Here is a 23,354-nt window from a genome sequence, read left to right on the forward strand (position 1 = left end):
AAGCGACGACCACCCCCTGGCTTGAACCCCAACCGCACCTGACCATTCCGCGGCGGTCGAGGCGCCTACGTCACGGCGGCGCGAAGGTGCGGGAGAGCGCGAGAGGGCGGCAGCCCTCTCGCCACACGACCTGTCACCCGACATCGCTGCGCGATCTCGACTCCGCGCTCCGAGAAGCAACGACTGCGCGCTACCACCCTCGTGACCACACCCCATTGGCGCGACAGATCAGCCAACGAGCCGGATGCTTGGATGCACCAGCCGCGCCGAGGAGGCCGTGATGTCGATTCCCACTACCGGCTACGTGAGTGTGCGAGCGGACAATCCCGATCCCGCCGCGTACACCGCCGTCAGGACGGTCACCACCTCCACCTACACGGAGGTGTTCGGTGTCGGTGTCTCCTCGTACGAGCCACCGGGTTCGGCTACGCAGCACGGCTTCATCGTCGATGTAGAGCAGCCCGCCATAAGCGGCAGCGCCCCGCCCGCATGGCCCGAGCAGGGCACCGCACGAATCGTCCTGCTTGGTGAAGCCGACGACCGGGAACAGGTCGCCACCCTGCTTGAGAAGGCACTCCGCTGCACAAGGGAAGGCACCTTGCGGGACGACCAGACCATCCTGAACATCGACCTCTCCCAGACGGACTGAGCGGAAGCGAGGAAGGCGAGCGCTGGCCACCCTTTCGGCTTCAGACGGACCGTTGCGATCCGTATCCGTTGGGTGATCTACTTCGTTCTCCACAGCGTCGTTGGGGGAGGCACCGTGCGAATAGAAACCTGTGCCGTTGAAACGGTTGAGGCCGGTCAGCTGCGGAGCAGGAGCGCCGGTGTCGCTTGCGCCTGCTGACGGGGGGCGTCGGAGCCGGCGCGGCTTTCTGTACCAGGATGCGGTCACGCTCCTTGACTGCCTCGACATGTTTGACGGCCATTGGACTGAGGTCTCCTGGGAAGACCTGGAAGACATCCTTTGCTACCGCGGCACCGTGCCCGTCTACAGGCAGGTCAAGACGGTCGAAGGACCCGGCAAGAGCCATAGTGTCGCGCGGGTCTGCCAGCCCGACTCAGCCAAGAGCCGTGAGAATCGGACGCCTGAGACGAGCTATCTCGGGAAGCTGTTCATCGGAAAACCGCTCCCTGAGGACACCCGGTTCACGTTGATCGTGAACGAGACGCCAGCAGCCGATCTGTATGAGTTCGCCTGTGAGCGTCGCGGGACGAGGGGGCCCGTCAGCGCTACGGTGCGACAGAAGATCATCGAAAAACTCGACGGGCTGAACCTTCCTGATCTGCGAGACGTCGGATGGTGCGTCGACCGCCTGGACGTACTGATCGAGGCTCGCACGAGCGACCAGGTCGAAGACGAAGCACGACGGCGCCTGACCCCGATGGTCAAGAGCTACCTCGGCCAGGAACCCTTGGTCGCCGAGGTGGATGAGGTGTTGAAGTGGCTGGTCTCGGTTCACATCGGCCGGAAGGCCGCGGAACTGCGGCCCGTTCGACACAGCGCTGACGACTTCCGGGGCCTGTTCGAGGATGCAGTTCAGCGGGTCACGGGGCAGCGTCATGACGGTGGAATGGAGCGGCTCTTGACGCTCCAGGAGAAGCTTCGGCCGGCAGGTGTTCTGGCAGAAGAAGCTGATCGACAGCATGAGGCCATGCTCGCGTTCCGCCGGCACCAGCGCGGCAGTCTGGGCATCGAGAAGCAGCGTCTTGCCGACCTGTCGGACAAGATCTACGCCATCTGCCAGCTCACCGCCGTGCAGAGACGCGGCGGGCTGATCGGAGCAGGAGAGCCGGCCTACCGGGAGACTTTCCTCGCCGTCTGCCGCCTGCCCGAAGTCGCGTCGAACGAGGTGCCGCTACATCAGGCGCTCGCTGTTCTGAGCGACATCACTGCGCGCTGCCAGAACAGGTACGAAGATGCCTCATAAGATCGGCAGCCGGGTCGTGCCGCCGCCGCACAGGGCGTGGGACCCGGACGACTCCGTGGACTTTCACGCCTCCCGCCTCCTGCTGCTCATCCACCTGTGTGGCAAGAACCCGGGCCCGTACATCGAGGGGCGAACGAAGTTCGCCAAGCTCGACTTCTTCCTGCGGTACCCAGGGTTTCTTGAGCGCGCACACGCGTTCCTCCCGCAGACGGCAGGGCAGAATCATGCCTTCGTCGCAACGGACTCCCATGAGGTTGAGGCGCCGATGGTCCGGTACCGGTACGGCCCCTGGGATCACCGCTATCGGCAGTTCCTGTTCTTCCTCACTGCCCGCGACCTGGTCACCATCACGGTCAGCCACAACCCGGAGCGGGTGAAGCTGCGTCCCTCCGGAAAGGCAGCCGCGGTTCGCCTGGCTGAGATGGAGCAGTTCCAGCCCCTGGTCCGTCGGTGCGAGGCCATGCAGGGCAACCTCGCTGCGATGTCGGGGACCGACCTGAAGAACCTCATCTACGACCTGTTCCCAGACGAGGTCGGCGACGCACCATTCCACCGGGAGATTCGCCCATGACCCACGGCACGAGCCTTGAGCGCGGCTTGCGCATCTCCAAGGTGCGGCTCATCCGCGAGAGCGGCGAATTCGACGAGTACGAATTCACCTCCGGCATGCTCAACATCCTCCACGGCGTTCGCAACAGCTCCAAGTCCACGACCTTGCGGGTCATCGACTACTGCTTGGGCGATCGCGACAACGTGACGAAGGCCCTGGGGGCTGCCGTCGCCGACGGCTACGTCGCTGTCACGACGGAGCTGAGGATCGACGGCCAGCCCTACGAGCTCTCCCGGTCCTGGGGCTACGGATCCATGGGCAAGGTCACCATCAACAACGAGCCGGTTGCGGCCACCGACTTCTCGGACTGGATCCTCGGCGTCCTGGGATGGCCGAACGTTCACATCCCGCTCGGGACCAACCCAGCGACTGCCCCCGGGCTGACGCCTCTTTCGTTCCGCAACACCCTGCGACACATCCACCGCACCGAAGAATCCTGGATCGGTTTCGCGGATAAGGAACACGAGTACGTCCGGCGCGCGGTCACCAGCCAGCTCCTGGGCTTCATCCGGCCCCGTGCTGCCGATGCGAAGGGCCAGTTCGATCTCGCCCAAGCCAAACGCAGCCTGAACGAGGCCGAAGCAGTCGACCGAGAGGTGCAGCAGAGCACCGGCCAGGCCGTCTCAGCGATCTGCGACAGCATGCAGCTGCCCCCGACCCGCTCCATGGCACAGGTTGCCGAGGCACGGCGCACAGTCACGGCGTCACTCGAAGCCGTGCGCCGCCGCAGGCAAGAGCTGACCATGCAGATCCAGAACACCGCACACGAAGAAAGAGCGGACACAGACGCTCCCGCGGGCTACGACGCCTCCCTGACCACCCGCTACGCCAGCATCACCCGAGACCTGAAGCTAGCCACAGACAATCTCGCCGCGCTGGAGCAGCTTCACGAGGAACACAGCCGGTCAGCTGAGACCGTGCGCGGCGAGATCGGCCGGATGGAGCGGCTGAGCGCGTCCGTCGGGATCTTCGGAAGTCTGCCGGTCCGGTTGTGCCCCGCATGCGAGCAGGACATCGATCCAGCCCGATATCACGCCCATGATTCCTGCTACGTCTGCTACCAGTCCGTCGATGAAGACCAGCGGCAGCGCCGGGCACGGGTTGAGATCAGGTCGCTGAAGTCGGAGCTGACCGACCTCGACGATGTCGTCACGCGTACCCTGGCCGACCTCGGCGCAGCCCGAACCCTGCAAGAGGAGTTCCAGGGCAACCAGGCCGAGCTTGCCCAGCAGCTCAACGACGAGCGGGCAGCGCAGCTCGCTCCCTTCGTTGCCGCCCTGGAAGAACTCGCCGCCCAGATCGCACGGCTAGAGCACAAGCTGACGGCGTTCCCGGCCATCGAAGCCATCTTTCAGCGCCGCGACCAGGCGCGCGAGGCTCTGATGGCCGCGCAGCAGGTTGTCAGCGAACTCGACAGCGAGCCTGCACAACCGCCGCACGCGGGCGCGTCGCCGGTGGTGCGGTGCTCGGCGTTCGCAGATCGGATGAACGAGTTCTTGGAGGAATTCCGGGGAGACGCGTGGTTGGACCGCGACGTGTCCATCCGACACTCCGACCTGACCTTCTACGTCGGTACGCGTCCGTGGGACCAAGCTCTGGGTGCCGAAGCGAAGGTGCTGTTCTTCCTCGCCTACAGCTACGCGACGCTCTTCCTTGACCGCGACCTGGACGAGGAATGCGCCTTTCCGGGCCTGCTCCTTCTCGACAACCCCTACCAGCAGGGGATCGACGAGAATGTCGTGCGCCGCGTGCTGCACAAGCTCGCGCAGGCCGCTCGCGACACCGGCACTCAAGTCATCAGCACCCAGGCACACCCGCCGAAGGCAGACGCGAAAGCCATCCGGATGATCCCCATGCCGCGGGTGTACGCCGCCCCGTAAGCGGCCGATGCATGGCCATACGAGTCCACGAAGATTCTGATCCACGCCGGGAGGCAGGACCGTAGACGATGGCCGATGCACTCCGGTGCTCCGGACTCGTGCCTGCCCCGGAGCAGTGCTAGCAGGGGCTCCTGGGCTCGCAGCGGGTGCGGCACTCGATGGGGTGGAGTTGCTCTATGCCCGGAACCGATCGGCCTGCGCAAGGGTTCCCCGACCATGAGCGACGAGAGCATGGTCACGATCGAGATCCGAGGCCACGAGAAGGCTGCACTCGAAGCGTCCCGCCGCATCTCAGACCTGTTCCTGTCCAGCGGCCCCTGCCGGTTCCGTCGAACCCCCGGCGAGCAGGACGTAGAGGTTCTCGTCTACGCGGATGTTCACCGGGACCCCGGAGAAGGCGGATACCTCGATCCGGGCGCCACGCAGGTGAGCACCCCGGACTGGGATCCGGGGTGCTCACCTGTTTCCGAAACCGTCTTCGCCTATGAGGATGGGCCGACCACGACGGGCTGACTCCCCGCTCTAGGACGTGCTCGGCTTCTCAGCGGGAGCCGCCCGACGTCGCCACTGAGGGAACCATCTCGACAGACCCGAGCCGGCCGTTCAAGTTGACGGTCGCGTCCCTGAAGTCGTAGTGGACCCCTCCGGAGCGGGCCCTCTTCTGCGTCACCTTGCGGCCGCCGTGCGCGGCGTCCACGTTGTTGAGGCTGGGAAGCTTCGCGCCCCGGGGCATCATGACGACCGCACTGGACTCGGCGAGCGTGTGGCCCTCGCGCAATGTGGCAATCCACTCCCCTTGGTTGTTGAAGGCGGAGCGGCCGTTCTTCTCGGCCTTGTGGCCCTTGAGGTTCCACTGCGGCTGCTCGGCGTCGCGGGCGTTGCGGGCGAGCAGCCAGATTCGTGCGGGCTTGGCGGCGTTGTACTGCTCGTGCTCGTACACGCACAGGGTCTCGGCGGGGCAGGCCCTGACGCCCTGGCCGGACTTGACCTTGATGTGGGGTGTGGCGGCACCGGCGGGGCCGGCCAGGGCGATGGGCAGCAGGGCCGCAGCGAGAGCAGCCACCGTCAGGAACTGGATCTTCATACCCGGACTAACTCCGCGCGCGGCTGTCCGGGCACGCCGTAATGCAAGGGCGGTCGCCATGCGCCCGCATCCCGGCAAGCACGTCGGCCGTCAGGACACCTGGAGTTTGTCCAGGGTGTCGAGTGCCAAGGCCCAGGGGTATGCGTCGACGTTGCCGTGCTTGGGCTGGTGGGGGCGGAAGCCAGCTCCGGTGCCGTCATCGAGGAGGTAGTGGACCCCCGCGCCGCGCAGGGTGGCGATGGCGGGGGCGAGAGCGGGGTGCTGGGCTTGGGCGGCGTTGATGTAGGGGAGGGCGACGACGGGCCGGTCGGGCATGCCGAGGGCTTCGGTGATGAGGCCGAGGGCGAGGGTGTCGGCGTGGCCGGCGGCCCACTTCGTCGTCGTGTTCAGCGTGACGGGGGCGACGAGGAGCGCGTCGGGGTCGGGCAGGACGTCGCTCTGGGAGGGCAGTTTGTAGGTGTGCCGGACCGGGTGTCCGGTCAGCTCCCACCAGGCGTCGAGTTCGCGCTCGCCTGCGGCTTCTTCGACGGACCAGCGGTGGGCGGCGGGGGTCAGGACGAGCGCGACGTCCCACCCGCGGGCCTGGGCGGCCTTGATGCCGGTGGTGACGTGGCGGGCCGGCGGCGCGGCGCACGAGATGACGTACAAGGTCTTGGTCACGCGGGTAGTCCACAACGCTCGGCGAGCGCGCGCAAGCGCCCCTCCCCCGATCCGGCGCCCAGGAGCCGAAGGTCTTGGACGAGTTGGTGGGTGCGGGGGCGGCCGAGGACTTCCTCGGGGGCCTCGCGCTCCGCGTCCAGGAGGGTGTCGACCGCCTTCTCGCGCTGTCCGGCCTGGGTGTAGGCGTGGGCGAGATCGGTGAGCAGGTGGGCTCGGCGCTCGCGGGGCAGGGTGGCGCGCTGGTCGGTGGTGATGGCTTGGGCGACGGCGGCTCCGGCGGCGCCTTCGTACAGCTTGACGTGGGTGGCGACGCGGTAGAGGGCGACGTTGGTGCTGCTGAACGCGGTGAACAGGGCGTTGCCGTCGGCGTCGGGCGGGAGCTGTGCGGCGTGCTCGTCGGCCTGGTCGAGGAGACCGGGGACCGCGCGGGCGGCGGCGGGTGCGCGGCGGTCGGTGAGGGTGGCGGCGGTGGCCTGGGCGATGGCGGCTTTGAGGTAGAGCATGCCGAGGGTGGACAGTCCGGCGGGGCCGCGGGGGATGAGGTCGTCGGCAAGGCGGGTGGCGGCGGCCTGGGCGAAGGCGGCTGCGGCGTGGGGTTGTCCGTCGGCGGTCAGGGCGTCGGCGAGGTGGCGGGCAGCGCTGGCTTGGATGACGGGGTCGCCGGAGCGTTCGGCGGCCAGGACGGCGCGGTGGCCGGCCAGGGCGGCAACGTCGGGTGCACCCGCCTTGATGGCGAGGGCTTCGGTCAGCTGGAGGGACATCGACAGGGCCCGGTAGGCGGCGAGCTGGTCGTCGCCCTCGTGGAGGGCGGCGGCCTGGGTCGCGTCGGTGAGCAGGCCCGGCATGCGGCCGCCGAGGCTGGTGAACGCGGCGGACGACTGGAAGAGGCGCCAGGCGTGGTGGACGGAGCGGCGCAGGGTCTCGACGTCGAGCGGGTCCGCGTCGGGGGCGGTGCCGGTGACGATGTCGTGGCGGTTGAGGACGTCCCGGATCGCTTCCATCTCGTCCGCCTGGTCGCCGGGGTCGTCGACGGTGTCGGTCAGGAGGACGGCGAGCGGGATGGCCAGGACGCGGGCGGCGGCTTCCAGGACGGACAGGCGGGGGTCGGCCTGGCGGGATCCGGCTTCGAGGTCCTGGACCCAGCGTTTGCTCTTGCCCATCAGCGCGCCGAACGCGCTCTGGGTCAGGCGGCGCCTCCCGCGCCAGCACGCGATGTTCTCTCCGATGTGTCGGCTGTCCATGAGCGCGGCTCCCGGCCGGGGAATGTGGCACGCACACTGCGTGCCTACATTCTGTTGTACTCCCCTTACGGTCCGTCCATGGCCAACTCCTCCAACGGCGCCCGGACATGGGCCGCCCTCCTCGACCCCGCCCCCGAAGTCCTCAGCGGCCTGCGCCACGGCAGATGTGTGTGGGCCGCGTGCGGATGGTCCTGGGACGCCGTCGTCATCGCGCCCCTGCAGCGAGGGCTCGAAGCCCTCGACGTCCTCCCGCTGGATCTCGACGGCGGGCACACCGTGATCGCCGACCATGCCCGTCATGAGCTCATCGTCTACATCCCCTGCGGCACCGGGGCCGTCCTCGATGGCGTCCAGGGTGTACGTGTCCTGGGACAGGGCACCGACCTGCTGGTCCCGGCCGGCGGCTACGGCACCTTCGTCGCGGCCTGGCTCAGTGGCCCCCACGACACCGAAGCCGAGGATGAACAGCTCATCGACCCCGCCCGGCTGAAGGCCGCGCTCCTGGCCGTCGATACCCGGCACCTCGCCGAGGCGGAGACGATCGAGCACGCCTTCGCCGAGTGACAGGCTCCGCCCTCCCCTACCGTTTCCAGGCCCCCGACCACTGCCTCACCGGCAGCGCACGGGGGCCTCGTACTGTTACAACGAGGCACGCACACTGCGTGCCCATCCCCGCAAGGCGCGGCCATACGGTCCGGACATGACCGACACCGCGCACACCCTCCCCGCCCTCACCGTCCCCGCATCCGAGACGGCACTGCAGCCGCAGACCGCCGGGCCGTCGTTCGGCCAGGACCTCGTCCGTACCCTCCACGCGGCCACCACCGCGGTCGGCACCCTCGCGCTCGGCGAGAACCCGGACGCCGCCAGCGACGTCGAGGTCTCCGCGTTCGCCGCCATCGTCTGCACGGGCGACACCCCCGCCGACGCCCTGGAAGCCGCCGCCGCCGTCGCCCGCCGAGCCCCCGGCCTGGAGATCCACTCCCTCGCCTGGGCCCGCACCGACGGCCCCCGCGAGGACACCTCGGAGTACAAGGTCACCCTGACCGTCACCGCCCCCGACCCTGGCACCGGTGAGCACAACGGAGCCACCCACCACACCAACCGCTCCACCCGATAGACCACCCTTCCAGAGACAGACGACGGCAGAGGGCCGGCTTCCCCTATGGGAAGCCGGCCCTCTGCCGTGTGTGCACGGTCGTCACTCGCGCGGGTGACGACGGCCCGTAGACGCTGGCTGGGGCGCTACGGTGCAGGCGGGCCTCGCTCCAGGGTGGCCGTGTTCGTCAGCGGAGAAGAGGAATCCCGTGCCCGACGCCCCCACTCCCATCGCCCCCGTGATCAATCCGGATGCGCCCGCCCCCGTCCGGACCCTGTTGGGTAACCGCAACGCGATCCTCGCCGCGGGTCCGGCAGTTCACCCCGTGGTCGCGGCGGGTCCGATCGTCCTCAAGGGTGGCCTCGTGCTCGTCGCGATGGGGCCGCTGTGGGTAGTGACCACACCGTCTGACGTGGAGCCTGTCCCCGGCACTGTCTTCGCCGGAACGGTGCACGCTGCCGCGACCCTGCACTGGATCGCAGACCTGTGGCCGTACGCCGGGGCCGCCACCCTTCTGCTCGCCGGCGTACAGGCCTTCCGCTCCGTCATGTACAGCCGCAAGCTCCGCGCCCTGAACGCGGCAGCAGAGCACTACGTGCAGGACCGGGACCTCACCAAGGACACCCGCCATCTCCTCGCCCGCGCACAGCGGGCCCAGAGCGCAATCCTCGCCTCGCAGGTCCACCGGCTCGACCTGATCGACCGCCAGCGCAACGAAGTCGTCCTCCCGGTACAGGTCTGGGAGATCGCGAGCGCCCTGCGCGACTACAGCCGGCTGTCCGACAACACGGCGGGAGACAGCTCCAGCGCGGAAGTCGTCGCTCTGCAGGCGGCCCGCCGACAAGCTCTGCGCGTCAGCCGGGACGGCGTCGAGCAGCGCATCGCGGCCCTGGAGGAGTACGCCGCGCAGGTCCGCGAGGCCGACCTGCGCTACCAGGAGCTGCAGCAGATCCAGCGCCTGGTCGAAGGCAACGACGAAGCGCTCGACCTCCTGGCCCGCACCGCAGCCGACGCTCTGGCCGTCGCGGAGATCGAGGCCATGGCCAAGGAGGCCGCCATCGTCGCGAAGACCTTCTCCACCGCCCTCGACCGGGCGTCCGCCGCCGCCGTCATCGCCCTGCCCACCCGGGCCACCGCCTGAGCGGGCAGACGGCTCACGGGCGTATTGACCCTGTGCCGCTGTTGGGGTCCGTCGTAGGCGGCAGGGACGGGCGTGCCTTCGGCGGTACCGCGTCCGGTGTGCGCGACAGTGATCATGTGAACCGCCGGACTCTCCCCCTGCTCCTCGCCGTCCTCCTGGCCACGGCGGGGTGCGTCTCCGTCGCCCCCGTCGATAACAAATCCCCGCAGGACCGCACGCAGTTCTCGGTCCCGGCCCCCGCCCCTGCGCGAGAGGCGGCTGAGGCGGCGCTGCCGCTGACGCCGCTGCCCGACAGCCGGCCACCCGCTCCCGCCGTGGTAGTCGCGCCCGAGGACACCCCGTCGGCGCCGCGCACCCGCCGGGAGCAACCCCGCACCGCGAAGGCCGACAGATCGGGCTCGGGAATCCGTACCGTACGAAAGCCTGAGCGGCTGCCAGCGAAGGCGAAGCGGTCCAGCCCCCAGCAGCACGCCCCGAAGCCGAAGGCCAAGCTGCGCAGAGTGGGGACGTCGAAGCCGGTGGTTCCCCAGCGCTCGCGCCCAGGTGCGGCACCGGTGCCGGGCCGCGTGTCCATGACCGAGCTCTGCCGTTCCTCGCAGGGGGTCACGAGTCCGGCGATCAGCCAGCTCTGCCACGGCACATACCGGTAGTCCGCCCGTGGGCGGGCGCTCTCCGACGGGTTCAGGGAATCGGCGGGGCTGGTCACACGGGAGAACGCGGCGTGACTCGCACAAACATTCGAACAGCTGGTTCAATGAGTAGATGCCGCACTTCCACTTCCCTGACGATCTCGTCGCCCTCAAGCAAGACCAGATCCGGATCTACCGCCGGCTCGCCCTCCAGCCCGCACTCGACACCGCCGTTCTGCGGCGCGAGCTGATCCGTCTCTCCTGTCTGATCAGTGCCCACCCGTTCTGGGAGCAGCGTGGTTGGAGTACCGCGGGCCGGGTGGAGCTGCAGCAGGCGGCGGAGGCCGGCCTGGATGCGGCGCGGGAGCCAGCCTGCGGTGCACGGTCGTCGTGAGCGAGCTGGAAGTCCGTCTGCAGCAGTGGCGCGCTGTGCAGGCCTGGCTCGGCTGGCAGCAGCGCCAGGCCGATCAGGCCATCCGCGATCTGGAGGCGCAGCTGGCCGCTGCCTCCTTCCACCAGGCCGGACCGCGGCAGCCCGCGTCCCGTCGGCCCCCGCCGCCGGCCGTGGTGGTGGCCCGCCCGGAGTGGATGGTGACGTCGATGCGGAGCGCTCACGGCCCGAAGCCGCTGAACGTCCACGTTGGCAGCTGCACCTTCGACGACTACGGGAAGGCGATCAGCCGTGATGAGGCCCGGAGGCTGATCACTGAAGGTGTGGAGCCGTGTCCGTTCTGCAGTCCCGAGAACGCGCTCGGCATGACCGGCTGAACCCTCAGTTCGAGGTCTGACTGCCCGGCAGTGACACTCAGGCCCACCTTGCCGTCCTGGGCTGTCGCATTAGCGTTCGCGGGCCTTGCGGCGAGCACCAGGGCCGCCACTGTCAGTGCGTAGATCGTCTTTCGCATGCCAACTCAACCGAGCACGCGACGGGAAGATCACCCAGGGTGCGCCGAGACGCACCAAGGTGCGCCACCCGTCGTGCTCGTGTGCCGGCTAACAGTAGGGTTGGCGCGTGGACATTTCCTCGCTCTCACGTCCCTTCCGGCTGCTCGTGACGGGCGGAGGAACCGGCGGTCACACATACCCCGCCCTGACGGCGATCCGTACCCTGCAAGGCCGCCTCGCGGCTGCGGGCGGCACGCTGGATGTCCTGTGGATCGGGACGGCGGACGGTCTCGAAGCGCGTGTCGCCCCGGCGGAGGGCATCGCGTTCCAGACGGTGGCCACGGGGAAGATCCGACGTTCGTCGAATCCGCTCAAAATGCTGTCCGCCGCGAACGTGAAGGACATGGCCCGGGTGCCGCTCGGCGTGGCTCAGGCCCGGTCGATCGTGTCAGGCTTCCAGCCGGACGTGGTCCTGGCGACGGGCGGGTACGTCGCGGTCCCGGCCGGGCTGGCCGCGCGTCTGTGCCGTGTTCCGCTGGTCCTGCACGAGCAGACCGTGCGGCTCGGGCTGGCCAACCGGAAGCTCGCGAGTTCGGCGACGCGGATCGCGGTGTCCTCGGAGTCCTCGCTGCCTCTGCTGCCCGCCGAATTGCGTGAGCGCGCGGTCGTCACCGGGAACCCAGTGCGGCCGGAAGTACTGGGCGGCCACGCGGACAAGGCGGTCGAGGCACTGGCCCTGTACGGGTTCGACCGGCGTCTGCCGACGGTCTACGTCACCGGCGGAGCCCAGGGTGCCCAGCAGATCAACGGTGTCGTTCGTGAAGTGCTGCCCTGGCTCCTGGGGCACGCGAACGTGATTCACCAGTGCGGTCCGGCGAACGTGGACGAACTCCGTTCGGCCGCCGCCGGGCTGGACCCGGTCCTGGCCGGCCGCTACCACCTGACGGGGTTCCTCGGGGCGGAGCTGCCGGACGTGCTGGCGCTGGCCGACGTCGTGGTGTCGCGGAGCGGGGCCGGGACGCTGGCGGAGCTGACCGCGCTCGGCAAGCCCGCGGTGTTCATCCCGCTCGCCACGTCGGCCGGGAACGAGCAGGCCCACAACGCCCAGCACCTGGCTGACGCGGGGGCGGCGCTCGCGCTGCTCGGCGAGGTCACCGGCCCCGCTCTGCAGAACGCGGTGGGCCCGCTCCTGACCGACCCCGCCCTGCGGGCGGCGATGGCTGAGCGGGCCCGGACGTACGGGCGGCCGGATGCGGCGGACAGGCTCGTGGACGTGGTGCTGTCCGCCGCATCCGCCTGAATCAGCCGGACTGCTGGCGTCGGCGTCCGGTATACAGGGCTGTGCCCGCCTCGATCACCACGGAGCAGGCATTGAACGTGCTCTCGTCCTGGCCCATCGGGTCGGGAACGTCGCGGCCCGGCAGGTAGAGGCTCAGCTTGTGAGCGTTGTGGCCGTCGTCGATCGCGCGGAGCGTGTCGAGGACGGCGGCATCCATCGCGAGGACGTCATCCGCCCACTCCAGGTCCTCCATGGTGATCTGGCGGCCGCGGTGGTGGGTGAGGTCGAGTCCGAGCCGCCGGGCCGCGTTGATCATGGACGGGTTGGCGGGCTGGTCCTGCCATTTGCCGATCAGTCCGGCGGAGCGGACCGTTACCGCCGTCCCGCCCCTGCGGGTGAGCGCGACCTGGGCGAACGGGCTGCGGCAGTAGTTCCCCAGGCATACGGTCAGGAGCTTGCGCATCACGCTCCTCCGGCGGACTTGAGGGCCTGTTCGAGCGCGGTCACCACGAGGTTGATGTCCGTCTCGGTGAGGTGCTGGTGGAAGGGCAGGCTGAGGATCTCGCTGCCTGCCTGTTCGGTGGCTGGCAGGGAGCGGTGCCAGGCGGCGAACGCGGGCTGAGTGTGGTTGGGCGGGTAGTGGACGCCGACACCGATGTCCTGACCCCGGAGGTTGGCGAACACCTCGTCGCGGTGGGGGATCCGGACCTGGCACAGGTGCGGCACGGCGTGCTCCACGTCGACGTCGATGAGCGTCACGCCGTTCAGTGGGGCGAGGGCGTCGCGGTAGGTGCGCCACAGGTGGCGGCGGGTGTCCTCGGCGGCCTGGAAGCCGTCGAGCTGGACCAGGCCGATGGCGGCGTTGATGGCTGAGAGCTGGTAGCGCAGGCCGAAGCCGTCCACGCGGTAGCTGGTGGTGTTCGCTCGTTCGCCCTGGGACTGGACCACGCCAAGGAGTCGGATCCTTCGGATCGTGTCGGCTTCCGCCGGCGTGCGGGGGATGACCATGCCGCCCTGGCCGCAGGTGAGGTTCTTGATCGGCCCGAACGAGAAGCAGGTCAGTACCGCCTCGTTCGCCCCGACACGGCGGGTGCCGTGTCGGGAGCCGAACGCGTGTGCCGCATCCTCGATGACGGTGACGCCTCGTTCGTCGAGTTCCTCCTGGACGGTGGAGAGATCGACGGTCCGGCCGCCGAACAGGACCGGTACGACGGCGGCCGTCGTGTCGGTGACGGCGTCCATGACGAGCTGGTCGCTGACGCACAGGGTGGCGGAGTCGATGTCGACGAAGTGCGGGGTGGCGCCGACGGCCAGGACGGCCTGCACGGTCGCGCAGAACGTCATAGACGGCACGATCACCTCGTGGCCGGGTCCGATCCCTGCGGCGAGCAGGGCGGTGTGGAGGGCCGCGGTGCCGGAGGCGACAGCCACGGCGTCGGGGACGCCGAGGAAGTCGGCGATCCGATGCTCGAACTCCTCGGTGACGTCGGAGTGTCCGTACTGCCCGCTCTCCAGGACCCGGACGATCGCCTCGGTCTCCCGCCCATACAGGTAGGGGCTGGCGTTGCGCCGGGCATCGGGCCTCGCTGATGCGCTCACGGTGCTTCTCCTTCTCCTGCGGCCGTGCGCTCAAGCTCGGCGACGTCGCCGACGGCCAGGGTCTCGATGTAGTTGGTCAAGAACACGCCGGTCCGGTAGGTGAGGCGGCCGTGGTCAACCGGCAGGCCGAACAGGCCGTTGACCATCTGGCCGACCAGGTCCGCGCCGGCCGCCTCAGTCAGGGGGAAGCCGCCGGCGACCCGCAGGTTCAGCTCGGTGATCGTGATCGTGCTGTCGCCGGAGACGAATCCCTGCACGCAGCAGAGGCCGCGGGCGCCGACGGCGCTCAGCGTCTGTTCCACGAGGTCGCGTACGTCCGGGTCGTTGAAGGTGGTGGACACGGCGGCGAGGCCCGCCTTGACGAGATCGCGGCGGCGCAGGATGACCGAGGCGTGTCCGGTCCGGTCCACCAGGCAGTCCGCGGTGAACTCGGAGCCGTAGATCCGCTCCTGCACGATCGGCTCCGGGACGAGCTGGCACAGCACGCGCGCGTGCTCCCGGCGTCGGACGAAGTGGACGTTCTGCGCGCCGTGACCGCGCCGGGGCTTGACGACCAGCTCGGCACCGTCGGGAACCTGGTCGATGTCCTGCGGCTGCCAGGTGCGTGGGGTCGCGATGCCGTGCTCGGTCAGCACCGTGTGGAAGCGGGCCTTGTCGGTGCAGGCGCGCACCGTCCAGGCGTCCGGCAGCCAGAGGCGCACGCCGTTGGCATCCAGTTGGGGCACCATCTGCGTCAAGGGTTCCAGGTCCGGCTCGATGCCGGCCACCACGGCCTCCACTGCCAGATCCCGGCACAGGCTGGCCATGACACGGGGGTAGTCGGGGTCGCTGGCGAGGGGGATGACCTGGGGCACTACGGAGGGCAGCAGGAACCCGGGGGCGAGTCGGTTCGCGTCGGCGGCGATGACTGTGTGGCCGAGGCGGAGGAGCCTGCGGGTCAGCCCGAAGCCTGGATTGGCGCCGACACCGGTCACCAGGATCCTGCGCGGGGTGGGCTGGTCAGTGGGCATGGGCTTCCTCTCGGGCGGGTGTGATCGCGTCCGTGGCGCGGGCCGTGTGCGGGGTGCGCGTCAGCGGCGCCCAGCGGTCGGGGTTGCGCCGGTACCAGTCGACGGTTTCGGCCAGGCCCTCGTCGAGGTCGCGGGTCGGCCGGAAGCCGAGAGCGGCGATCTTGTCCCAGTGCATCGAGTACCGCAGGTCGTTGGCCTGCCGGTCGGGAATGTAGGTGACCGAGTCCCCGTCCTTGCCGCACAGGGCCAGGAGTTTGGCGGTCAGGTCGCGGACGGTGAGGTCGGTGCCGCCGCCCAGGTTGTAGATCTCGCCGGGCTTCCCTTCGCGCAGCACGAGTTCGATTCCGGCGCAGTTGTCTTCGACGTGCAGCCAGTTCCGAACGTGCTGTCCGTGGCCGTGCAGGGTCACCTTCTCCCCTTGGAGGAGGCGGGTGGTGAAGAGGGGGATGACCTTCTCGGGGAATTGGTGGGGCCCGTAGTTGTTCGAGCTGCGGGTCACGCAGGCGGGCAGGCCGTAGGTCTGGAAGTGGCTGAGCGCGACGAGGTCGCTGGCGGCCTTTGACGCGGCGTAAGGGACGCCGGGTTGTACGGGGTCTTCCTCGCTCGCGGAGCCTTCGGCGAGCGATCCGTAGACCTCGTCCGTCGAGACGTGTACGAACTTGTCGATCCCGTGGCGGCCGGCGGAGGCGGCGAGGGTCTGGGTGCCCAGGACGTTGGTCGTGAGGAAGTTGTCGGCCGTGGTGAGGGAGCGGTCGACGTGGGACTCGGCGGCGAAGTGGACGACGGCGGTGTGCCGGGCCATGAGCTCGTCCACGAGGGGGCCGTCGAGGATGTTGCCGTGGACGAACGTGAGCCGTGGGTCGAGGAAGGCCTCCCCCAGGTTCTCGGGGTGGCCGGCGTAGGTGAGCGCGTCCAGGACGGTCACCCTAGACACGTCGTCCCGGCGCAGGATCCGCCGGACGAAGTGCGAACCGATGAATCCGGCACCGCCGGTGACGAGGACTTCGTACATCTGACACCCACCTTGGTCGTGGACCGGGAAGCGACGACGGACCCCCCCCCTTGGAGTTCGGGAGTGCGAGCTTTGCGGTGGGGCGCCGTCTGCATCCAGAGAACCGCCGGAGCTGGTGCGGGCGGGAGGCGAACTAGGGGGGCGAACAACGCACATGCGGTTCCCCTGCGTCGTCCTCGCGTCCTAGGCTCGGATCCCGCACCCGCGGCATCCACGTCGCAGGACACCGGCTGGCATAAGGGGGCTCGGTGGCGCCCACGAAGGACCGCCAGGGCGATCCCAACGAGGATCTGGCCCGGCTCGTCAAGCAGGCCGGCGCGAGCCACAAGTCCCTGGCCGCGCAGATCAACAAGCTCGGGGCCGCGGCCGGGGTTCCGCTCCGGTACGAGCACACCAGTGTCGCCAGATGGGTGAATCTCGGAATGATCCCGCGCGGCCGGACACCGGAGTTCCTGGCCGCTGCGCTGGGCGAACGCCTCGGCAGAGCGGTGAGCGTGACCGAGATCGGCATGTACAGCAGGTCGGGCGGAAACCCTGACATGGGGTTGGATTTCGCCCGCGACCCCGTCGACGCGATCCGCGTCGCCGCCACCTACTGGAGAACCGTGGACCGCTCCCGCCGCCAGCTCATCAGCAACGGCTTCGCCATCGCCGCCTTCGCCACCCCCGTCACCCGCTGGCTGGCCAAACCGACCGACGCCCCCACCGCACACGAAGGCGGACGGCAAGTCGGCCGCAGCGACCTCGACGAACTGTGGAAGGCCGCCGACGAAGCCCGCCTGTGGGACTCCCGGTTCGGCGGCGGGAACTGGAAGGCCAGCTCCGTCACCGAATGCCTGCGCCTGAGCGCCGCACCGCTGCTGACCGGCACCTACACCGAGACCATCGGGCGCGAGCTGTTCGCGGCGACCGCCGAGCTGTCGCGGGTCGTGGGCTGGTCAGCGGTCGACACCGGCCACCACGACGTGGCCCAGCGCCACTTCGTCCAGGCCCTGCGCCTGGCACGGGCCGCGGGGAATGTGGAGAGCGGCTGCTACGTGCTGGCCACCATGGCGCTCCAGGCCTTCCTGCGCGGCCATCCGGAAGAAGCCGCCGACATGGCCGAAGGCGCCTACGAGCGCGGCCTCGGCCACGCCGCGCCGCGGGTGCTGGCCTTCGCGAAGCTGGCCGAGGCCCGCGCCCACGGACGCACCGGGAACGCCAAGGCGGCCAAGGCCGCGCTCGGCCGCACGGAGGAACTGCTCGACTCCATCCGGCCGGGCAGCCACGACCCGGAGCAGCTCGCCTACATGACCCACGCACGGCTAGCCGCCGACGCCACCGAGGTACACCGCGACCTCGACGACCCCAAGGGAGCCTTCGCCTGGAACGAGCTGGCCGAGCCCATGCCGGCGGACCGCTTCACCCGCGCCACCGGCATCCGTATGGCCGTCCTGGCCACCAGCCACCTCCAGAACCGCGAACTCGAACGCGGCCTCACCTCCGCGAACACCTCGCTGCGCATCCTCAGCAATGTCCACTCCTCGCGCGCCCACAGCTATCTCCATGACGTGACCCGTGCCCTCGCACCGTGGAAGGCACAGCCCGAGGTAGCTGAACTCATCCACCGCACGCGCACCGAGCTTCCTGCCGCAGCCTGATCAGCAAAACGGGCGTGGCGCGTTGTCAGGGCGTCGGGTGTTGTGTGGAATGGCGGTCACCGGTCTTCAGGAGGCCGTGCCCTGGCGCTCACCCGACCTTGCGAGTGCCCTTGCCGGGGGCAGAAGCGGGCTCCGTCCACACCGACAGCATCATCCAGCCCGCGACCCTGCCGCGCGCCGGTGTCGGGACGGCCCTGCGGCTGAGGTTGGCATGGGTATCACCGCACTCCGGCGCGACGCCGAGCTGCTGTCCCTCTACACCGGACTCCCCTACCAGCGTGCGCTCGGCGTCGCCGGGGCTGTGCCTCGGCGTCAAGGCCTGATCCCCACCCCGGGACCTCAGCAAGAGCGCCTCGAACGGTGGCTTCTGCGACGTCTGGCCTGGCCTTCGTGCGACCCCGTGTATCCGTGGGGGATCAAGTGGGTGCATCCCACGGCGGACGGCCTGACCGTACGGTTCGAAGGGGACAGCATGGCCAGGGAGCTGGCCCGTGTGCTGCCACCGCGGGCCGACGCGGCCGGCGAGCTGCACGGCATTCCCGGGGCGCGGTTCTCGCCGCCGTCAGCTAAGGGCATCACCATGATCTGGCTGGGGACCTCGGCCCGCATTCTGCTGACCGGGATCACCCCTGCGGCCTGGAAGTCCGCGCTCGCCGCCGAGGAGCGGGAAGCGAGGGAGTGCGAGCTGGTGTCGTGCTACCGCTCGTCGCCGACCTCCTGGACAGAGCACGAGCGGGACTACGTCGAAGGCGACGGGGCGCTCTTGACGCCCCGGGCCACCCGAACCGCGTCCACGGCATGGCTGGCCAGCGGCCTGCTCCGGCGGGTCGGGCTGTGGCGTACTCCGGGCGTCCCGCTGTCCACCACGTCGTGGGTGAATCCCGCCCGCTCCGGGGAACAGTGGATCATCGACCACATCCATGAGCCCACAGCCACAACAGCGCGTCACGGCACGTTCGTCCGGTTGCTGGCCGGCCCGGGCTGGGGCTTGCCCCTGGAAGTGGTGGACTGCTGGTGCCGCTGCCCGGCGGAGATGTGCGTCGTCACGATGGTCAGCCCGTCCGGCGCTCCCGGTGAACTGGAGCTCCGCTTCCCCCGCCGGATCAGCCCTCACTTCTTCGCCGAGCACGACCCGGATCTGTACAGCGCCAAACTGCGCGTTCCGGTGAGGATCCCCCGTCGGCTGCTGCCTCGCGCGGCGGCCCCTGAGCACACTTGGAAGCCGGCCTCGGGTGCACAGGCCATGGGGACCCCGCTGGTTCGGCGTCCCCACAGCGGCTTCTAACCCTCGGGACAGGTTCGGGATGCGGCGAGCAGCCTCTGCGCCGTCCGTTGGCCGACCTGGTAGCGCTCGGCGATCTCGGCGGTGGTCACCTGTCCCAGGAGGAGAAGGGCGGCGGCCTCCGTTACGCGGGGATCGTGTCGGTGGCGCTGGCCTCGGTCGCGGAGAACGCCGGGCTGTCGGCCGGGGTTGTGGTGACGCTGGTCTGCGGAGTCGCGACGGGCATCAAGGCTCCGGCGCACCCACCACGTTCGGCCGTGGCGCTCGGTGCCTGCGGGGAGGTAGCCGGTGGCGGCATATGCGCGGACGGTGGTGGCGTCGATGCCGAGGACCGACGCGGCCTCCTTGTCGCTGAGGAGGTCGTCGGGGTGGACGGCGTCCTTGGCTGGGCGCGGGGGGATGGGTGCGCCCTTGACGTAGGCGGTGGCCTGGGCGGCGTCGTAGAGGCGCAGCCTCTCACCGGGGTTGAGGACGGGGACGCGGGCGCGGAAGTCGGCGCCGTGGCGTCGCCGCCAGGTGTACACGGGCAGGCCGCTCGCGGTAGCGATGTCGTCCTCGGTCATGGTGCGGCGTCCCTGGGGGATCATCCGTGGCTCTCCTTCGGTATGCGGGTCCAGCGTGCCGTACGCCGGACCCGGGCGGATACAGATGGTTCGGGGCCGATGGGCACGGCTCGTCTTGCCGTACGGGGTATGGGCGTCGGTGCCACGACGGGCTTGAACAGAGGCGCCGCGGCGGTGCGCACCGGGCGGTGGCCAGCGGACCGGGTGTCGCCCGGCGGCCTGGCCCTGCTGCTGCGTGCGCGGCCAGGGGCGGGCCCCCGGTCTGCCGTCGCGCTCCCCCGTTGGGTGCGGTCCGGTGCGGTGGACCACCGGGGTGCGCACAGGGGATGGCCGGCGGACCGGGTGTCGCTGGGCGTCCCAAGCCGGGTTCCGGCGTGCGCGGCCAGGGTCGGGCCCCCGGGGCGGCCGTCGCATCGCCCCTTTGTTTTGGGTCATGGCGGTGCCCGGCCGGGTTCGTGGCTCCGGCCGGGCAGGGTCCATCAGGAGGGGCTGTCGCCGTGCTGCTGGGGGATGGTGAGCGGCCGGGGCTCGGCCTCGGCGGTGAACTGGGCGAGCGCGGCGCAGGCGGTGGTCAGCGCGCACCAGCCCGGGATGTGGTGCGCAGAAGCGGCGAGCAGGTCGGCCATGGCACCGGCGAAGGCCTTGTCGTCCAGCCCGTCTACGGGGGCGGGCCGTTCCGTGGTGCGTGCGTAGATCAAGGCGCGGTGGAGGATGTCGACGGCGTCGTGGTGGTCGGCGGTCGCGGCGTGCATGACTTCGCGGACGGCTCCGGTGAACGCGGTCTGTGTCCGTGTGGGCTCCACGTGGCCTCGGGACCAGGCGGTCTCCGCCACCAATGCCACGCCTCGGTCGATGTCCGTCGGGTTGTCTACGTGGTCGTAGAGATCCATGTAGGTGTGGACGGTCGCCAGCCCGGTGAGGGCGTAGGTGTCCCGGAGTGCGTCCCGGGCTGCGGTGACGGCTGCGTCCGCGTCCGTGTCCGGGTCGGCGTAGGTCCTGGTGACCTGGGTGTCTGTCATGGTGTTCCTCCGTGCGGTGTGGGGGGTGGGTGGGGCGGACCGGCCGCCCCACCCGACGAAGTTGATTTACAGCGGTAGGTGACAGGTCAGAGGACGGCGGCGACTCGGGCGCCGAGCCACTGGGCGACGTTGCAGCTCACGGCGTTGCCCGCCTGCTGGGTCTGCTCCGTCTTGTTGCCGCGCATGATGTAGTCGCCGGGGAACCGCTGGGCCGCCAACTGCTCGCGCGGCTGAAGCATCCGAAAATTGCAGTCCTCGACGCTGAGGGCCTGCTCGATGGCCGTGTCGGCAGGGGTGAGGACTCCGGCGGAGTCTCGGGTGGCGAGGGTGAGCATCGGCTCGCTGGTGGGCTTGGCGGTGCCCTTGCGGTAGGGGATGACGAGTCCGTGGTGTCGGCCCCGGGCGGCGAACGTGGCGAGCGGGCGTTCCACGGTGTCGACGCGGCCGTTGCGGCGCATGGTGACGACGTACGGCATGGTGACCAAGGCCTCGGAGTCGCGGGTGGTGCGGGTCCTCATCGGCTCCGCGAGGCCGGTGGGGGTGTCGTTCCAGCTGCCGCCAGCAGGAACGAGCATGCCGTGGCGGCTGGGGACGAGGAGGCCTTCGCCGACCTTGCGGGTCCGCGACGGAAGGGGGCCCTGCTCGGGAAGCATCGCGCGGCCGTCATGGCCGGAGTGATTGAGGGTGAGGAGGCTGGCGCGCTGCGGGTACTGCTGGAGGCCCTTCTCGATGCGTTCCATGGTCTTGGCTGCCAGGGGGCGGGTCCGGTCGCCGATCCTCGTGCCGAGGTTGGTCCAGTCGATCGCTGCGGCGGCCGGTCGGGTGTAGGGCTCGACCAGGGAGTTGCGGCACCGGGTGTTGGGGCACTGGTAGTCGTACTGGCGGGCGTACTTCCCGATGGTGCGGCCCTTGCGCCAGGCCTGGACGCCTTCGACGTCCTCGCCGCATCCAGCGCACCAGGCGAGCGGCCGGGGGCGCAGGTCCGGCATGGGGATGCCGGTCCGCGTGAACACGATGTAGATGCGGTCGCGCCACTGCGGGGCGTGGAGGTTGTCGGGTCCGCCGACGTGGGCGGAGCTGACTGAGACCACCTGACTGTTGTAGCCGAGGAGCTCGATGCCCTGGACCCACCAGCGGAAAAGCCGCCAGTCGGTGGCGAATTCGGTCACGTTTTCACACAGGATCGCCTTGTAGTAGTGGACCTCGGCGGCCCGCATCACGTCGTAGGCGGTCGCGCGCGTGCGCGTGAACGCCTGCGGATCGGCGGGCTCGTAGTCGTCGTCGCCGATGCCGATCTGCCCGTCTTGCACGCTGCGGCGGGTGCCTCCGGCGGGGCTGATCTCCGTACAGATGGGGGAGGCCCACAGGATGTCCGTGGTGGGCAGGCGGCGCATGTCGTAGTTGTTGATGTCGGCGCAGATGTGGTCCGCGTCGCGGTGGTTGGCGCTGTGGGTCTCGATGGCGACCTTGGAGTGGTTGGCGGCGAGCTTGAGCTCGTAGCCAGCGGCCACGAGACCCGTACTAGAGCCTCCGGCGCCGCAGAAGATGTCCGTTGCAGTCAGGGACATGACAGCTCTCATTCCGTGGTGATGGGTTTCTGACGGGCTGCCAGGGTGGGTACCGACCACCCTTGGCGACATGGACAACTTTACAGCAATAGCGGACATCGGGGCGGTGTTTTCGCAGCTCAAACGGGTGATTCACGCATCCGGAAGAGGCCGGTAAGACCCGGCGGCGGCTCGCCGATGTGCCGGGCCGAGCGGGGTGGGTCCCTCGTTGGGCGGCGCTCTCGGGGGCCCTGCGGGCGGGTGGGGGTGGCGGAGCTTGCGGAGCCGGCCCCGCCCGGTCGTAGGGCATGGTGCGGAGGGGCGTCCAACGAGGGACCCACCCCGCGCACCACCCCCTGCTCCCCCACTCGGCGCGCGCTGTAGTCCCCCCCTCAGCAGGGTGGCCGGGGGTGTGGGGGCGGAGCCCCCGCTGCCTGAACCCGAACCGTCGCGGCGCACGGTCTGTCAGCGCGGCTTGCGACACTCGGCGTTGACTCTCTTCAGGCAGACGGGACCGAGATGGCGCAGACCTTCAAACTCAACGTCAACATGGGCAGCACCCATATACGCGACATCTCGCTCACGACGGGGATGATCATGGGCAGCGATGCGCGCAGCGACGCCCATGGCCACCACATGAGCCTCGACGTCCCAGCCGTCATGGAGATCCTGCGCGCCGTCTCCTCCGGCGCGTGCACCGCCGACGAGGCCCGTGCCACGCTCAGCCGCTGTGTGACCCAGATAAGGAAACAGCTCAACGCTGAGCATGACGAGATGCTCTGGTTGATGGAGGAGCCCCGCCCTCGCGGCACCGGGCGCCGGCCGGTCGACCGCCGAGCGGTGTACGCGATTTCCTCCGAGCACGAGCCGAAGATCATCAAGATCGGCGTGGCCGGAGATGTCGCCGCCCGGCTCAACAACCTGCAGACCGCTTCCAGCTCCAAGCTCGTGGTGCGCTGGACCACGGGCGGGCCCCACGGCCCGCGCCGCTGGACTGAGAACGGGACCCTCAGCGACTGCAACCGCGGCGTCCCCTTGGAAGAGGGCCTCCACAAGGTGTTCAGCGGCCGCCGGATGTCAGGGGAATGGTTCGACTTCCGCGATACGGAGGATCCCGTCGCCGTGATCCGGGAGGCCTGCGCCGACGTGCTGGCCGACCTGGAGGAGTGGGAAGCGTTCCCGGAGTAGCACGCGCCCACCAACGCGTGGGCCCGGCTGCGGTACCGCGGCCGGGCCCACGCGT

The 23,354-nt window shown here is 69.6% G+C and carries 25 protein-coding genes; 14 read left to right on the forward strand and 11 right to left on the reverse strand.

What is annotated here, in order from left to right:
• The first annotated feature begins 280 nt into the window (after positions 1-280).
• From ABZY44_RS17450 to ABZY44_RS17470, 5 genes are all read left to right on the forward strand, one after another.
• The gene (locus ABZY44_RS17450) at positions 281-649 is read left to right on the forward strand and encodes a hypothetical protein (protein ID WP_356654615.1); all 369 of its coding nucleotides are present in this window, start codon (positions 281-283) and stop codon (positions 647-649) included.
• 178 nt (positions 650-827) lie between these two features.
• On the forward strand, positions 828-1,931 hold the full coding sequence (locus ABZY44_RS17455; protein WP_356654617.1) for a dsDNA nuclease domain-containing protein: 1,104 nt from the start codon (positions 828-830) through the stop codon (positions 1,929-1,931).
• A 55-nt stretch (positions 1,932-1,986) separates the two neighbouring features.
• A complete protein-coding gene (locus ABZY44_RS17460; RefSeq protein WP_356654619.1) occupies positions 1,987-2,502 on the forward strand; it encodes a hypothetical protein in 516 nt (171 codons plus the stop codon).
• Positions 2,499-4,421 carry a hypothetical protein gene (locus ABZY44_RS17465; RefSeq protein ID WP_356654621.1) on the forward strand — a complete coding sequence of 641 codons (1,923 nt, stop codon included), beginning with the start codon at positions 2,499-2,501 and terminating at the stop codon, positions 4,419-4,421. Before ABZY44_RS17460 ends, ABZY44_RS17465 begins: the two co-directional genes overlap by 4 nt.
• A gap of 216 nt (positions 4,422-4,637) precedes the next feature.
• Positions 4,638-4,934, forward strand: coding sequence for a hypothetical protein (locus ABZY44_RS17470; protein ID WP_356654623.1), 297 nt, complete (start codon positions 4,638-4,640; stop codon positions 4,932-4,934).
• 28 nt (positions 4,935-4,962) lie between these two features.
• On the opposite strand, the gene ABZY44_RS17475 is transcribed toward ABZY44_RS17470, so the two are convergent.
• The 3 genes from ABZY44_RS17475 to ABZY44_RS17485 all read right to left on the reverse strand — a co-directional run bounded on the left by ABZY44_RS17475 (position 4,963) and on the right by ABZY44_RS17485 (position 7,406).
• The gene (locus ABZY44_RS17475; protein WP_356654625.1) at positions 4,963-5,505 is read right to left on the reverse strand and encodes a hypothetical protein; all 543 of its coding nucleotides are present in this window, start codon (positions 5,503-5,505) and stop codon (positions 4,963-4,965) included.
• 90 nt (positions 5,506-5,595) lie between these two features.
• Positions 5,596-6,165 (reverse strand): flavoprotein, encoded by a 570-nt coding sequence (locus ABZY44_RS17480; RefSeq protein WP_356654627.1) that lies wholly within the window; start codon positions 6,163-6,165, stop codon positions 5,596-5,598.
• Complete coding sequence (locus tag ABZY44_RS17485; RefSeq protein WP_356654629.1) at positions 6,162-7,406, reverse strand: helix-turn-helix transcriptional regulator; 1,245 nt, start codon at positions 7,404-7,406, stop codon at positions 6,162-6,164. The genes ABZY44_RS17480 and ABZY44_RS17485 overlap by 4 nt, the downstream gene beginning before the upstream one ends.
• 78 nt (positions 7,407-7,484) lie before the next feature.
• Here ABZY44_RS17485 and ABZY44_RS17490 point away from each other — a divergent pair, with 78 nt between their 5' ends.
• From ABZY44_RS17490 to ABZY44_RS17515, 6 genes are all read left to right on the forward strand, one after another.
• Positions 7,485-7,970: a hypothetical protein gene (locus tag ABZY44_RS17490; protein WP_356654631.1), complete on the forward strand. Its 486-nt coding sequence runs from the start codon at positions 7,485-7,487 to the stop codon at positions 7,968-7,970.
• Between the two features lie 136 nt (positions 7,971-8,106).
• Entirely contained in the window at positions 8,107-8,526 is a 420-nt protein-coding gene (locus ABZY44_RS17495; RefSeq protein WP_356654633.1) for a hypothetical protein, read from the forward strand.
• A gap of 187 nt (positions 8,527-8,713) precedes the next feature.
• On the forward strand, positions 8,714-9,646 hold the full coding sequence (locus ABZY44_RS17500) for a hypothetical protein (protein ID WP_356654635.1): 933 nt from the start codon (positions 8,714-8,716) through the stop codon (positions 9,644-9,646).
• Between the two features lie 762 nt (positions 9,647-10,408).
• Entirely contained in the window at positions 10,409-10,669 is a 261-nt protein-coding gene (locus ABZY44_RS17505) for a hypothetical protein (RefSeq protein WP_356654637.1), read from the forward strand.
• The gene (locus tag ABZY44_RS17510; protein ID WP_356654639.1) at positions 10,666-11,043 is read left to right on the forward strand and encodes a DUF6233 domain-containing protein; all 378 of its coding nucleotides are present in this window, start codon (positions 10,666-10,668) and stop codon (positions 11,041-11,043) included. Before ABZY44_RS17505 ends, ABZY44_RS17510 begins: the two co-directional genes overlap by 4 nt.
• A 244-nt stretch (positions 11,044-11,287) precedes the next feature.
• Entirely contained in the window at positions 11,288-12,460 is a 1,173-nt protein-coding gene (locus ABZY44_RS17515) for a UDP-N-acetylglucosamine--N-acetylmuramyl-(pentapeptide) pyrophosphoryl-undecaprenol N-acetylglucosamine transferase (protein ID WP_356654641.1), read from the forward strand.
• 1 nt (position 12,461) lies between these two features.
• Here ABZY44_RS17515 and ABZY44_RS17520 read toward each other — a convergent pair whose 3' ends face one another.
• From ABZY44_RS17520 to rfbB, 4 genes are read right to left on the reverse strand one after another with little or no spacing between them, the layout of a single operon-like run.
• The gene (locus tag ABZY44_RS17520) at positions 12,462-12,902 is read right to left on the reverse strand and encodes a low molecular weight phosphotyrosine protein phosphatase (RefSeq protein WP_356654643.1); all 441 of its coding nucleotides are present in this window, start codon (positions 12,900-12,902) and stop codon (positions 12,462-12,464) included.
• A complete protein-coding gene (locus ABZY44_RS17525; protein WP_356654645.1) occupies positions 12,902-14,038 on the reverse strand; it encodes a DegT/DnrJ/EryC1/StrS family aminotransferase in 1,137 nt (378 codons plus the stop codon). Before ABZY44_RS17525 ends, ABZY44_RS17520 begins: the two co-directional genes overlap by 1 nt.
• Complete coding sequence (locus ABZY44_RS17530; protein WP_356654647.1) at positions 14,035-15,048, reverse strand: ATP-grasp domain-containing protein; 1,014 nt, start codon at positions 15,046-15,048, stop codon at positions 14,035-14,037. Before ABZY44_RS17530 ends, ABZY44_RS17525 begins: the two co-directional genes overlap by 4 nt.
• Positions 15,038-16,060: a dTDP-glucose 4,6-dehydratase gene (rfbB, locus tag ABZY44_RS17535; protein ID WP_356654649.1), complete on the reverse strand. Its 1,023-nt coding sequence runs from the start codon at positions 16,058-16,060 to the stop codon at positions 15,038-15,040. The genes ABZY44_RS17530 and rfbB overlap by 11 nt, the downstream gene beginning before the upstream one ends.
• Positions 16,061-16,308: 248 nt before the next feature.
• Here rfbB and ABZY44_RS17540 point away from each other — a divergent pair, with 248 nt between their 5' ends.
• Positions 16,309-17,700 (forward strand): sporulation protein, encoded by a 1,392-nt coding sequence (locus ABZY44_RS17540; protein ID WP_356654651.1) that lies wholly within the window; start codon positions 16,309-16,311, stop codon positions 17,698-17,700.
• Positions 17,701-17,788: 88 nt separating this feature from the next.
• Here ABZY44_RS17540 and ABZY44_RS17545 read toward each other — a convergent pair whose 3' ends face one another.
• On the reverse strand, positions 17,789-18,016 hold the full coding sequence (locus ABZY44_RS17545; RefSeq protein ID WP_356654653.1) for a hypothetical protein: 228 nt from the start codon (positions 18,014-18,016) through the stop codon (positions 17,789-17,791).
• 108 nt (positions 18,017-18,124) lie between these two features.
• Between ABZY44_RS17545 and ABZY44_RS17550 the strand changes: the two genes are divergently transcribed.
• On the forward strand, positions 18,125-18,985 hold the full coding sequence (locus ABZY44_RS17550) for a hypothetical protein (protein ID WP_356654655.1): 861 nt from the start codon (positions 18,125-18,127) through the stop codon (positions 18,983-18,985).
• On the opposite strand, the gene ABZY44_RS17555 is transcribed toward ABZY44_RS17550, so the two are convergent.
• The 3 genes from ABZY44_RS17555 to ABZY44_RS17565 form a co-directional block, all read right to left on the reverse strand.
• Positions 18,982-19,569: a helix-turn-helix domain-containing protein gene (locus ABZY44_RS17555; protein ID WP_356654657.1), complete on the reverse strand. Its 588-nt coding sequence runs from the start codon at positions 19,567-19,569 to the stop codon at positions 18,982-18,984. The two genes, ABZY44_RS17550 and ABZY44_RS17555, sit on opposite strands and share 4 nt — an antisense overlap.
• A gap of 455 nt (positions 19,570-20,024) precedes the next feature.
• Positions 20,025-20,564: a hypothetical protein gene (locus tag ABZY44_RS17560; RefSeq protein WP_356654659.1), complete on the reverse strand. Its 540-nt coding sequence runs from the start codon at positions 20,562-20,564 to the stop codon at positions 20,025-20,027.
• Between the two features lie 86 nt (positions 20,565-20,650).
• Entirely contained in the window at positions 20,651-22,231 is a 1,581-nt protein-coding gene (locus ABZY44_RS17565; protein WP_356654661.1) for a DNA cytosine methyltransferase, read from the reverse strand.
• Between the two features lie 399 nt (positions 22,232-22,630).
• Here ABZY44_RS17565 and ABZY44_RS17570 point away from each other — a divergent pair, with 399 nt between their 5' ends.
• Complete coding sequence (locus ABZY44_RS17570; protein WP_356654663.1) at positions 22,631-23,299, forward strand: GIY-YIG nuclease family protein; 669 nt, start codon at positions 22,631-22,633, stop codon at positions 23,297-23,299.
• Positions 23,300-23,354: the final 55 nt, after the last annotated feature.

It is taken from the genome of Streptomyces sp. NPDC006544, from assembly GCF_040611715.1.
Classification (GTDB): domain Bacteria; phylum Actinomycetota; class Actinomycetes; order Streptomycetales; family Streptomycetaceae; genus Streptomyces.

Bases quoted from the DNA above. Each gene is read 5' to 3' on its own strand.
- ABZY44_RS17495 (WP_356654633.1), top strand. From the start codon at position 8,107: ATGACCGACACCGCGCACACCCTCCCCGCCCTCACCGTCCCCGCATCC.
- ABZY44_RS17560 (WP_356654659.1), bottom strand. From the start codon at position 20,564: ATGACAGACACCCAGGTCACCAGGACCTACGCCGACCCGGACACGGAC.
- ABZY44_RS17465 (WP_356654621.1), top strand. From the start codon at position 2,499: ATGACCCACGGCACGAGCCTTGAGCGCGGCTTGCGCATCTCCAAGGTG.
- ABZY44_RS17470 (WP_356654623.1), top strand. From the start codon at position 4,638: ATGAGCGACGAGAGCATGGTCACGATCGAGATCCGAGGCCACGAGAAG.
- ABZY44_RS17485 (WP_356654629.1), bottom strand. From the start codon at position 7,406: ATGGACAGCCGACACATCGGAGAGAACATCGCGTGCTGGCGCGGGAGG.
- ABZY44_RS17505 (WP_356654637.1), top strand. From the start codon at position 10,409: ATGCCGCACTTCCACTTCCCTGACGATCTCGTCGCCCTCAAGCAAGAC.
- rfbB (WP_356654649.1), bottom strand. From the start codon at position 16,060: ATGTACGAAGTCCTCGTCACCGGCGGTGCCGGATTCATCGGTTCGCAC.
- ABZY44_RS17555 (WP_356654657.1), bottom strand. From the start codon at position 19,569: ATGATCCCCCAGGGACGCCGCACCATGACCGAGGACGACATCGCTACC.
- ABZY44_RS17490 (WP_356654631.1), top strand. From the start codon at position 7,485: ATGGCCAACTCCTCCAACGGCGCCCGGACATGGGCCGCCCTCCTCGAC.
- ABZY44_RS17475 (WP_356654625.1), bottom strand. From the start codon at position 5,505: ATGAAGATCCAGTTCCTGACGGTGGCTGCTCTCGCTGCGGCCCTGCTG.
- ABZY44_RS17450 (WP_356654615.1), top strand. From the start codon at position 281: ATGTCGATTCCCACTACCGGCTACGTGAGTGTGCGAGCGGACAATCCC.
- ABZY44_RS17520 (WP_356654643.1), bottom strand. From the start codon at position 12,902: ATGCGCAAGCTCCTGACCGTATGCCTGGGGAACTACTGCCGCAGCCCG.
- ABZY44_RS17570 (WP_356654663.1), top strand. From the start codon at position 22,631: ATGGCGCAGACCTTCAAACTCAACGTCAACATGGGCAGCACCCATATA.
- ABZY44_RS17530 (WP_356654647.1), bottom strand. From the start codon at position 15,048: ATGCCCACTGACCAGCCCACCCCGCGCAGGATCCTGGTGACCGGTGTC.
- ABZY44_RS17565 (WP_356654661.1), bottom strand. From the start codon at position 22,231: ATGTCCGCTATTGCTGTAAAGTTGTCCATGTCGCCAAGGGTGGTCGGT.